This is a genomic window from Marinomonas sp. HM11-D, assembly GCF_057626615.1.
The window spans coordinates 51,693-63,523 of the sequence record NZ_JBMMKT010000016.1 but is presented as its reverse complement, the minus strand read 5'-3'; the positions used below and the strand labels follow the sequence as shown (position 1 = coordinate 63,523).

Annotated in this window: 6 protein-coding genes; 2 read left to right on the top strand and 4 right to left on the bottom strand. The window is 47.5% G+C overall.

Annotated elements, in window-relative coordinates; genetic code table 11:
* Positions 1-312 precede the first annotated feature (312 nt).
* From ACOSVP_RS16755 to ACOSVP_RS16740, 4 genes are all read right to left on the bottom strand, one after another.
* Positions 313-3,720, bottom strand: coding sequence for a beta strand repeat-containing protein (locus ACOSVP_RS16755; RefSeq protein ID WP_487348623.1), 3,408 nt, complete (start codon positions 3,718-3,720; stop codon positions 313-315).
* 478 nt (positions 3,721-4,198) lie between these two features.
* Positions 4,199-5,074 (bottom strand): PIG-L deacetylase family protein, encoded by an 876-nt coding sequence (locus ACOSVP_RS16750; protein ID WP_487348622.1) that lies wholly within the window; start codon positions 5,072-5,074, stop codon positions 4,199-4,201.
* Between the two features lie 177 nt (positions 5,075-5,251).
* The gene (locus tag ACOSVP_RS16745; RefSeq protein ID WP_487348621.1) at positions 5,252-7,489 is read right to left on the bottom strand and encodes a GNAT family N-acetyltransferase; all 2,238 of its coding nucleotides are present in this window, start codon (positions 7,487-7,489) and stop codon (positions 5,252-5,254) included.
* A complete protein-coding gene (locus ACOSVP_RS16740; protein WP_487348620.1) occupies positions 7,479-8,294 on the bottom strand; it encodes an ABC transporter permease in 816 nt (271 codons plus the stop codon). The genes ACOSVP_RS16745 and ACOSVP_RS16740 overlap by 11 nt, the downstream gene beginning before the upstream one ends.
* Before the next feature lie 284 nt (positions 8,295-8,578).
* On the opposite strand from ACOSVP_RS16740, the gene ACOSVP_RS16735 reads away from it, so the two are divergent.
* Both ACOSVP_RS16735 and ACOSVP_RS16730 read left to right on the top strand, forming a co-directional pair.
* Positions 8,579-9,565: a glycosyltransferase family 2 protein gene (locus ACOSVP_RS16735; protein ID WP_487348619.1), complete on the top strand. Its 987-nt coding sequence runs from the start codon at positions 8,579-8,581 to the stop codon at positions 9,563-9,565.
* Positions 9,566-9,632: 67 nt separating this feature from the next.
* On the top strand, positions 9,633-11,828 hold the full coding sequence (locus ACOSVP_RS16730; RefSeq protein WP_487348618.1) for a glycosyltransferase: 2,196 nt from the start codon (positions 9,633-9,635) through the stop codon (positions 11,826-11,828).
* Positions 11,829-11,831: the final 3 nt, after the last annotated feature.

Genomic DNA, 11,831 nt, shown 5'->3' with positions numbered 1-11,831 from the left:
TAAATTGATTAAATATTGAACAACAGAAGAATGACGAGGGTCAAATAAGTGTGGGTGTCTAAGATGGTTGTGTTTAGGCACATCATTCCCTCCTTGGAAGTTGAGCTTTCAATATAGAACACCAAACAGATTGATTAAATATTGAACAGCACAAGAATGACGGGGATCACATAAGTGTGGATGTCTAAGATGGTTGTTAGTGTAAGATGGTTCTTTAAAAATAAAAACCCCCACCACTGAAGTGATGAGGGTTTTGAAACTTTCACCAAGTGCTACCCAAAGATAACTATTGGTTTATCTCTTAAAGAGATATTAGAAAGTGAATGCTGCTGCATCGATAGTTGTTACACCAGTCAATGCGATTACAGAGTCAACTACACCGTTACTATCCAAGTCAATGTATAACAAGCCAGTAGAGCTATCCAAAGCAATACCAGAATCAGTGTTAGTTGTAGATGCGCTAGCTACGTTCTGGATGAACGTTTGAGCGTTCGCAGCGTTTGATGCAACGTATACGTTGATCGTAGCAACTGTGTTAGCCATTACAGCAGTCAAGTCAATCACATCACCTGTTAGTGAAGCTGACACAACGCCGTTCGCACCAGCAGTCGTTACCGCACCGTTCGCACCAGCACCGTAAGTGTTAGCAGAGAAATCAGTGATAGTATCGTAAGCAGCTAGAACAGAGTGAGATGCAGCTGTAAGGTTGTACTCATCGTTACCTGCACCGAACGTGATTGTATCTGTGCCTGCAGAAGAGTTAACTGTGTCATTACCAGCACCAGTGTTGATAATGTCCATACCAGCAGAACCAGTAACAGTGTCGTTACCTTCGCCTGTTGTTACAGTCGCAGCAGTCACTTTAGTTGCAAGGAATGTCGCATCGTTTACAGATCCAACGTTGATTACATCGTTACCGTTACCAGTAGTCACTGTTACAGCTTTGTTAGTCACTGCAGAAGTGAAAGTTACTGCACCAGCCGTGCCGATTTGAGCAGCAGTCGCTGAAGAAGTTGCACCAGTCGCAACTACACCAGAAGCATCTAGAGTAGTAACGTTAGTCAGTGTAGAGCCTGAGAAGTCAACACCGTGGTTACCAGAAACATTGATTGTCGTCGCAGCAGCAGCGTTCAAGTTAACTGTTGAAGCAGCAGCTGGGTTAGTCAATGTTACAGTATCAGCAGAGCTATCTGTTGCTTCGATGTTGATTGTTTCAACGCCAGCAACCGTTAGAGTACCAGTGTTTACGATGTTCGCAGTGCCGTTCAACTTAACGTTTAGTACGTCAGCAGTACCAGTCGCATCTTTCATTTGAACTGTTGCAGAACCACCAACAACATCCGTCAATTCGAATGTGCCGTTGTTAGCCATGTTAGTAACAGTTAGAGAAGCACCAGCTGTACCGTTAACAGGTGTTGTTGTTGGTGCAGTTGGAGCAGTTGTACCAGCCGCAGAAACTACGATGTTAGTAACATCAGTGTTAGCTGTTGCGCTAGTGAAAGTCACATCAGTACCAGCTGCTGCACCTGCAGTCCAACCAGTTAAGCTACCAGAAGTAGACAGACCAGCTACAGTACCACCCGCTGCTACAGTAGCAACTTGATCAGCAGTTACAGTTGTAGACGCAGTGATTGTTAGACCCGCTACTGTTACACTTTGGCCAGCATTAAGAGCAACAAAAGTTACTGCTGCCGTTTCATCAGTAGAGCCAGTACCATTTGTAGTAGATACAGACGGAACAGATGGGGCAACTACACCTGTTGTTGTAGCAGTAAGATTTGTTTGGTCACCAGTTGCAGTAGAAGTAAATGTTACAGCTGGAGATGTACCTGCAGCTACAGTGTAGCCACTCAAAGCACCTGAAACAACCGCATTACCACTTGTTGTGCCAGAAGAGATTGCCGCAGCCACGTCAGCAGCTGACGCATCACCACCTGTAGCTGTTACTGTACGACCAGCAATTGTGACGCTAGTTCCAGCAGTAAGAGAAGCTAGTGTAAATGTCGCAGTTTCATTTGTGCCACCAGATTCCGTACCAGCAGAAGCAACATAAGAAATATCATCTAGGTTTGCTAGGTTAACAGTATTGGATGTGTTAGCAGCAACTTGGCCTAGAGCAACTTTCTCAAAGCCTTCTACAACGCCTTCGAATGTAGCTGTAGCAGAAAGAGTTTGTGCAACCGCAGCAGTCATAGACAATGTATCAGTGCCTTCACCACCTACTAGTTTACCGCCAGTACCTAGAGCAGCAGTAACAACTACAGTGTCATCACCAGCGCCCATGTCGATAGTCTTAGTTGTCGCACCAACAGTTACTGTGTCTTTACCAGCACCACCAGTAAACGTAACGTCAGTATCTAGAGGGTTAGTTGCTAATGTTACGCCAGCAGAGTTAGTAGAAGTGATTACTAGGCCAGCAGCTTGTGCAGCACCGATATCAACACTTACTGTTTTATCACCAGAGAAGTTAATCGCTTTAGCAGCTGCAGCAGAAAGTGCTACACCAGTAGAGTTTGCACCAGTCGCAGCAACGTTTACCGTTGTTGCTGTAGCATCAGAGATCGTACCACCAGTAACTTTATCTAGACCTAGATTAAGCTCACGAGTGCCTGCAGCAGCAGTTACAGTAACGTTGTTAGCATTGTTGCTTACGTTAAGAGCAGTTACTGCATCAGATACGATAGATGTCGCACCAGCAACGTTATCAATAGAAACTGTTGCTACTGTGTCTTTAGTTGTACCTGTAGCACTGTCTGTAATAGTAGCTGCATTGCCGCCCTTCACAGAAACACTTGTTGCGTTTGCTTTAGTTGTTACTGTACTAGCAGTAGCAGCACGGTTATCAACATCAACTGACGTTAGACCAGTCCAGTTAGAAACATCAGCAGTAACAGCACCTGTTGCACTTGTTAATTGAACTGTTTCAATATTCTTAACTGTTACAGATGTATCAAGAGTCATCGTGCCAGTAGAGTTAGTAAGAACTAGAGTATCTTTACCTGCACCACCGTCAAGAGAATCCAGACCGCCAAAAGTTTCAGTAACTGGCTGACCAGCACCTACAGTCGTAGATGTTACGCCATCAGATACACCAACGAATGTATCGTTGCCGTTAGTACCAGTCAACACGTCAGTACCAGTAGTCAACGTGAATGTCTGACCAGAAGCGCCAACGCCTTCTAGATCACCAGAGTCGATAGCTTCTTTTTTAGCAGTTACAGTTGCATCGTCAGAAGTTACACCGTTAAGTGCTGCTTGCATTTGAGACAAAGAAAGACCAGTGTACTGCGCCTGAGTACCGAAGTATTCAGCAACTTCAACTTTGTTGTTTAGTTGAGCTACTGCTGCACCCCAAGTTGCATCATCTTCAGATACTGCAGATAGTGCAGTTAGAGCTTCGATGATTACAACGTCACGAGATGCGCCAGCGTTTAGACGACCCGCAACAAATGCTTCTGCTTCAGTAGTTGTTTCTGCAGAAACAGTGCCACCTAGTAGGTTAGCGATGAAAGAAGTCGCGAACTCTTCAGCCGTTAGGGCGCGAGAGTAGATGCCAGTAAATTCAGAAGACTCAACTAGGTTCGCTGCGTATTGAGCGATAGTGTTGCCGTTATCGATACCGTTTGCTAGATCATCTAGGATGTCTGAAGCAGGTGCTGCGTCGAACATACCTACTAGAAGAGTAAGAAGGTCCGTACGTTGTTGTTGACTAATAGCCATTTAAAAACTCCTTGATCAAAGGTTATTTACTAATCTTCAAGCTTAGCGACGAAAATCCTAGGCCGCCTTGCCTGAATCAGTATTAGCTTAACTTGCGCTGGTGCGCGAGTTTCGGTCGCCTGTGCCGAACCTCGGCCAGTGTGTTCACTGATATCATGCCGTAGGGTTGTGACACTTATGTGAATAGGACACTTTTCAGTTGTAGCATCAACTATCACTTAGCATAGGGTGCAGAGTAAGGGAGCTTGGGTCAAAAGGATGTGATGGGCATCACACGATTTAACATTTGTTCACTTCTCTAGCGTTTGTCTTGACTAAATACTTCTGTGGGACACAGAAGCCTTTGCCAAAACAAACAATTTTAATCAGTCGCAAAGGTTGTCATAAAAGCCTTGTTGCGATCAATATTTTTTTACGCATTTGGGCCTTTATTATGATGAAACAAGGCATTAGACCTGTTTAGGTGCTTATAAAGTAATCAAAAAAGAGCGCGGAGCCAGCGTAATGGACGTGTGATACGCCAAGATAAACTCTTCTCTAGGTGCTGTATTTGTTGCTCCAACTGGACGATACGCTGTTGATCTGGGTGACGGGATTGCTCAGAACGCAGTAAAGCTTGCGTGGTTGTCACTGGCTGGAAGTGTTCGATAAAGATTGGTAGCTCGTCTTTTGCAATACAACAAAAGGCTTCTGCATGGGTAATACCTAAGCCCAAGGTGTAGGTGCGGTATTGGTTAAGGCCATTAATATGCTCGGCATAGCGCTGTAGCGCGAGCTGCGACGGGAAGCACTGCATGGCTTGCCATTTTCGCGGCTGCTCAGCGCTGATGTCTTCTAATACATTGGGCGATAGGGGCACGCCTATTTCATACATAGCCACTTGTTCGACCGTGGGTAGCTTTTGTGCCAGTGCTAAGCCTAGCTCTGCGGTGGCACGGTGATCACGGTGCATTTCCCAGCAGGAAGGGATCACCAGCGTGGTCGGTTGCCAGGTTTCTAATTGCTGGAAGAGCAAGGCTTCGATGTTGGTGTCTGCTAGTAACGCCCCGTCTTGGCGGTTAAGAAAGATCGGCTCAGGTAGACCAAGTAGATCAGCAGCGGCTTTGGATTCGTCTTGGCGAAGCTTAGCTTTGTCGGCGCGCAGTTGCTCGGGATTGGCTTGGTCGTTGAACTCCCCTGCTACCACACCTGAGGTCAGGATAAAAGCTTGGACAGTTCTCCCCTGTTGCTGCCACTTGATCGCACTGCCGCCACAGCCAAAGATCTCATCATCTGGGTGCGGGGCAAGGATAGCAATGCGCTCGCCTTTTACCGCGCAGGCAGTTTTGTAAGGGGTAAAGAATTGTTCAAACACACTTAGATCCTTTTATATCGAGCTGGGACAGCCCTGACCTCTACCAAGGGGTCAGATCCCTTTTACATCGATATTTTGGTATTTATCAAAAAGGTTTTACATATAAGGGATCTGACCCCTTTCTACTCTTGCGCGGATATTTTCGCTCGGGAACCAAGCTCCTACAAAGCTTTGGCATTACCTAAAGTCGCTGTCGCCGCCGAGTAGCCACCAGTTGTCGATGGCGATGGCGGTGTGCTCTGGGTTGTCCATGCCATTGCCGGGGACAACGATGTCGGTCAGTTGCGTGTGTCCACCAGTTTGCTCTAACCATTTATACACGTTCGGTGTCAGCCATGCGTACACTTGATGGCGGCCGATGCTGGCGGCACATTGCTGGGCGGCGGCGATCAGTTGTGCGCTGTGCTCTGGGGTGCCGATAAAGTCGAGCAGTTCTATATGATCTTTCTCTGGGTGATCTTTGATCACGATCACGCCCAGCGATGTCTGACGGTTATCCCCGACTAGATAGATTTGGTAGTGGTCATGGGGCTTTTCAAGGTAGCGGAAGCGTAGCCACGCCTGGTCGTGCAAGCCCACCAGATGGTGGGTTAAATGTGGCTGCATCGCTTGCCAATGTCGATCGATTGCATCGCCTAGCTCGGGTTCACCTTGCCAGCGAGTCAGGGTTAGCTGATTGGCGTTGGCGGGCCAAGTGGCTTCGAGAATCTTATCAAATGAGGCGTACAGTTTTTGACGCTCGCCGACGCGCAGGTGGCGTTTATTAGGGAAGCCAAAGGCAAAGGTTTCGTCGCGGCCTTCGCCGATTTGTTCACCCATAAAGGGGTAAACGCAGCGGTAGAATGGCCCTGTTTTGGTCAAGATGCCACGTTGCTTGCTGGCTACCATCACATCACCGATCTGGCAGAAGGTGGTGGGGTTGCCCTGCACCAAACCTTTACGGGGAGCACCGCCACAGAAGGCGACCATGTCGTCCCCTTCAAACACCACGTAGCCAGGGGATTTGGCGTAGCGATATTTCCAGTGCCAGATGTCTTCGTACAAGGTTTGACCAAAGGCATCTTGGAACAGGGCTTTGATTTGCTCTAGGTCTTTGTCCTCGGCAGGACGCACAAACCAACGATCGCTCGGCTGTCGGGAGGTGACGCTGGCGTCGGCTTTTAAACGTGGTTCTTGAGTGGTGACTTGCCAAGAGTGCGGCAGTAAAACAATGCCCCGCTCTTGGTTGGGCTGTTCGATATCGAGGGTCACCACCGGGTCGGCTTCGTCATGCAAAAAGATGCCACGCTCATCAAATAGGAGCACACCAACATAGTAGGTGCCCTTTAATAGCGGCAACTTAGGCAGGGTCAACGTCATTTGCCCCTGCCCTTCACTATTCACAGTTGGTTTAATGCCCGCGGTCCAAGCAGCACAGCTACTGATCAGTTGACCTGCGGCATTATGAATGGCAATGGCCACCTGTGGCGTTTGCTCTTTTAAGGTGGAGACAAAGCGAATATCCAGGGTTAAGTCGGTTTCACCGCTGATTAGGGTGAGACGGTCGCCTTTCTCGGTCGCCGTCGAAGCAGTCACCTGTTGAATGCGAGCGTATTCGCCAATTGGCAACGCCGTTTGCTTGGCGGTGGTATTTTGACGCGCCATCATATCTGCAGGAGTGGCTTCAGGATGTTGGCTTAGGTAGTCAAGAAACGCTTGGTACTCTGAGACAATTTTGCCCGGCTCACCGGTTTTGATCAGTTGACCTTTTTCCAACCAGATGGCTTTGGAGCACAGCACTTCAATCTGATACAGGGAATGAGAACAGAACAGGATGGTCGCACCACGCTCTTTCATAGCCATAATGCGTTCAAAAGAGCGGCGAGCAAAATCACCATCACCTACTGAAAGCGCTTCGTCGATAATCAAAATATCTGGCTCGACACTGGTGGCTACGGAAAACGCTAGGCGCACATACATGCCGCTGGAATAGGTCGAGACCGGCTGATCGATAAAGTTGCGCACCCCAGCAAAGTCGATGATGTCTTCGATTTTGGCTTCGACTTCCTGTTTGCTAATGCCCATTATGGAGGCGGATAAGAAGATATTCTCACGCCCCGTAAACTGCGGGTTAAAGCCTGCACCCAATTCTAATAAGGCGGCAATGCGACCATTGACCTGCACCTTGCCAGAGCTTGGCGTTAGCGTACCGCAGATCAGCTGCAGTAAGGTCGATTTGCCCGCACCATTGCGACCGACGACGCCCAGCACTTCGCCTTTGGGAAGTTCAAACGATACTTGGCGCAAGGCCTGATATTCGCGGAAATATTGACGCTTACCGCGCATTAGCATTTGCTTTAGGCGGTCTTTCGGTGAGTCATACAGATTATAGATTTTGGACACATGGTCGATGTGTAACGCCAACTCAGAGGACATCGGCAAACCCCTTTTTCAATTTGTGAAAGCCTGCGGCGCCCACAATCATCACCACGCCAGACACCAATAGATAGACTAACAAAGGCAACCCGTTTGGCCATTGCCCCGTCATTACTAGATCGCGCAATAGTTCGATCGGCAGCACCAGAGGATTCACTACGATCAGTTGCTGAATTAACTCTGGTAACGCGCTGGTTGGGTAAAAGATCGGCGATAGAAACATCAATGGCGTTAGCACCAGCGTCACGACTTGGGTTAAATCACGCAGGTACACACCCAGTGCTGATAGCCCCCAGCTAAGACCTAGTAACAGTGGTGTTACCAACACTAGCAGCAAAGGCAAAGCCAATAAATGCACGGTCAGCTCGGAGCGCATAAAGAAAGCGCCCACTACTAATACCGCAAGGCTAACAAGGGCAAAGAACAAGGCCGACAACACATTGACCCAAGCAAAGATCGGCAGCGGGAATATCACCTTTTTCACCATATTGGGTTGCTCTGTAATCAGACTGGCAGCTCGGCTTAATACCTCGGCAAACAGGTTAAAGATCAGCAAACCAGAGAAAATCTGCAGAGCAAACTCAATGTTGTTGGCGTCTTCGTTGCCGGGCCATTTGGCTTTTAGCACGGATTTAAAGACAAAGGTGTAGACACTCAGCATCAGAATCGGCGTGATAAATACCCAAGCCACGCCTAGGATAGAGCCTTTAAACCGTTGCTGGATGGAGCGTTTGGTTAACTGAATGATCAGGTTTAAATGTTGTATTGGCAGGGCATATTGCCAGAACCACTTGACTGGTAGCATGGTTAAGCTCGTTCCTAAAGCTCTGAAAATGGCGAGTAAGATAGCATAAGCAGCTATTTTGTAGGAGGGGTAACTTCCTTCAAATCAAGACCATTGCCGCAATCTGTAGGACTGCGCTGTGCGTGGGATTTTTCCGCTCGGGAACCGAGCGCCTACAAAGATCTTGGCCCTACTCTGATTATGGTTTATTGGTCTGGTATGTTTTGCTGGAAAAAGCTACCATTTCGCGCTTGATTTTAGGATTTTATCGAAGCATGGAATGCTGTTAGGCAGGATCAATAAATATGAGTGATGTGAACACTGCGGTCAGTGTTGTAGTTAGAACAAAAAATCGCCCTGAGCTGTTACAGCAGGCCGTTGCTTCAGTCCTCACGCAGTCTTACCGTCCTCTTGAGCTAGTCATCGTAAACGATGGCGGTGCGGACATTGCGCCACTACTACAAAGCTGGCTTCAGCATGCTATCGATGTATCGCTCAATTTAATTCAACACGAGCACAGTGTTGGTAGAGCTAATGCCGCCAATGTTGGGCTAAATGCCGCTAACAGTCCGTTTTGTGTATTTCTGGATGACGATGATTATTTCGATCCAGAGCATATTGCGTCTCTGGTCGCAGCTCACAATCGTGTCGCAGACAAAGGTGAGTTGATTGCGCTGCATTGCCAAGCTAGAGCTGTGCATGTGGATGAAAACGGTGAGGAACATCTGCTGTCCGTTACCGGTCATACCCTAGCAAAAAACCAGCTATTTTATCAAAATAGCTTGCCGATCCTGACGGTTTTATTACCCACTGCTGTGCGAGAATTCGGTGTCGCTTTTGATAGCGCATTTGATTTGTTTGAAGACTGGGATTTTTGGCTGCAGGTTTCTGAGCATTGTCAGTTTCATTTTGTTGAGCAGGCCAGCTGTGCTTATCGTATTCATGATGCGGGCTCTGGGGTACGAGATAATGACCGCCAACATCAAGCGTTTAAGCAAGTTTACGAAAAATGGCTACCGAAGCTCTCAAACTCCGAACAGCTCTCTTTGCTAGCCGATACGCATCAATGGCGTGAGTCCTCTATCGCTTCATTGCAAGCATTGAATCAAGTTGAGTTAGATCGCATCGGGGCGCTACATACTCATGCTTTGCAAACCATCGCAACCAAAGATAAAGACATTGAACATTTAAGCCAACTGCTTAGCCGCCTGCAGCGTCGCTATAAATATGCAGAGCGTATTCGTAATGCTTTCATCTTTATGGTTAATAAGCTATTAAGATCAAAACCTTGAACATTTGCCCGCCACTGCATTGGCCATATCTGTCGCAAATTATTTGCTCGTAAAAAATGAGGAATACATGAATCACCCGATTGACGTGATTGTACCGGTTTACCGCGGTCTACAAGATGTAATCGATTGCCTTGATAGCATTAAGGCATCATACAATCAGCAAGCATACGAGCTTATTTTAATTGATGATTGCTCTCCTGAGCCGGAAGTCAGCGCCTTGCTGCGTGAGCGCGCAGATTTAGGCGAGTACACGTTATTAGTAAATGAAGAAAACCTTGGCTTTGTGGCAACGGTGAACCGCGGTATGCAGCTTCACCCAGAGCGTGATGTATTGCTACTTAACAGTGATACCTTGGTGGCCAATGATTGGTTGGACAAAATTACCCAGGCCGCTTACGCCGATGACAAAATCGGTACCGTGACGCCATTTTCAAACAATGCCACGATTTGTAGTTACCCTGACTTTTGCCAAGACAATGCGCTGGCAAGCAATACACCTCTTGAATTGCTAGACACTCTGTTTGCCAAAGCCAATCTTGGCAAAGCAGTGAATGTGCCAAGTGGCGTAGGTTTTTGTATGTATATCCGCCGCGCCTGCTTGGACGATCTTGGCTACTTTGATGTGGAAACCTTCGGCAAAGGCTATGGCGAAGAAAACGACTTTTGCCAGCGCGCTATTAAAGCCGGTTGGAAAAACCGCTTTGCCTTAGACACCTTTGTGCAACATACCGGTAACGTGAGTTTTGGTGATGAGCATAATGAGCTGAAACACACGGCACTTGGCAAGTTGCTAAAACGCCACCCACGTTACGACGTAGACGTGCAACGCCATATCGCTGAAGACCCAGCGAAGCCTGCACGTATTCGCACTTGGTTAGCAGCACTGCGTTTCGGCTCCCAGCCAATTACCATTCATGTGAGCCATAACCGTGGCGGTGGTACGGTTCGCTTTATTGAAGAATTAAGCCGCGAAACAAGTAACCAATGTTATTCGCTAATGCTGATGCCAAGTTTGAAAAAGCCAGGCTATCTATCGCTGACCCGTGTCAAATCCGGTGTCGATGGTCTAGCGTGTGAGGAATCAGAATACACCCTGTATTTCGAGAGCCATTCACAACAAGAGTTACTGTCAGAAGTTTTATCACAGCTACCGTTAGCAGGCTTTCATTTCCATCATATGATTGGCCTACCTGAATGGGTTATGTCACTGCCTAGGACACTTGATAAGCCATGGCTTGTGACGCTGCATGACTACTACTACTTACATGAAAGTATTTCGTTAACGGACGATCAAGGTCATTTCTTTACGCCGGCAATAAGCCAGCTTAGTCAAACTTGGCTCGATACATTTAGACCTTTATTAAATGATGCTAAGGCGTGCTTGGCACCAAGTCTTGCTTGCCAAGCGCTTTATCTAGAAGCCTTCCCAGAAGCAAATATTGTCACTCAATACCATGAGCAGGCACGACATTTAGATCATGCTGCTTTCACGGTACGAACACTCATGCCAAAACAGCAAACACCTTTAAAAGTAGTTGTGATCGGCGCTCTGAGTAAAATCAAAGGGGCGGATTTACTCGAAAATACGGCGCGCTTGTGTGCCAAACAAGGCTTTAATGTCGAGTTTGAGCTGATTGGCTATAGTTACCGTGAATTACACTGCAAACCAAAAACAGCGCTTACCATCAGCGGTCGTTATAAAGAGCATGAGCTGCTAGAAATGCTGCAACAACGTCGAGATTCAGGTCAGGCGGATCTGGTTTGGTTTACAGCCCTTTGGCCAGAGACTTACAGCTATACTTTAAGCGCCGCTATCGAAGCAGGCTTACCGGTCGTTGCTCCAAATATTGGTGCGTTTGCCGAGCGCTTGCATGGCCGTGAGAATAGCTGGATTGTGCCTTGGGACAGTAACGCTGATGAGATGGCGGCGTTGTTCAACAAACTGGCACAACAAGGTGGCGAGTTAACGGCTTTTGCCAATGACCAACTGCCCGCAAAACAGTACACCAACTACCGTGATAGCTATTTATCGTTGTTGAACCCTACGACAGTACAGATACAGACTTTAAACGATGCGGATCTTGAGAGTTGGTTAGAGCTAACACAACCATTAACCAAGGTTGATCTGTCGTTTAAGCAGAAGCTACGCCGTAAAGCTTTGTATGGTTTGTTTAAAGTGCGACAAGCGCCGTTGCTGAGATCTGTGGCGAAGCGAGTGCCATTGTCTTTGCAAAGACGAGTTCGAGATAAGTTATTGCGCTAATTT

Bases quoted from the DNA above. Each gene is read 5' to 3' on its own strand.
- ACOSVP_RS16755 (WP_487348623.1), bottom strand. From the start codon at position 3,720: ATGGCTATTAGTCAACAACAACGTACGGACCTTCTTACTCTTCTAGTA.
- ACOSVP_RS16745 (WP_487348621.1), bottom strand. From the start codon at position 7,489: ATGTCCTCTGAGTTGGCGTTACACATCGACCATGTGTCCAAAATCTAT.
- ACOSVP_RS16740 (WP_487348620.1), bottom strand. From the start codon at position 8,294: ATGCTACCAGTCAAGTGGTTCTGGCAATATGCCCTGCCAATACAACAT.
- ACOSVP_RS16735 (WP_487348619.1), top strand. From the start codon at position 8,579: ATGAGTGATGTGAACACTGCGGTCAGTGTTGTAGTTAGAACAAAAAAT.
- ACOSVP_RS16730 (WP_487348618.1), top strand. From the start codon at position 9,633: ATGAATCACCCGATTGACGTGATTGTACCGGTTTACCGCGGTCTACAA.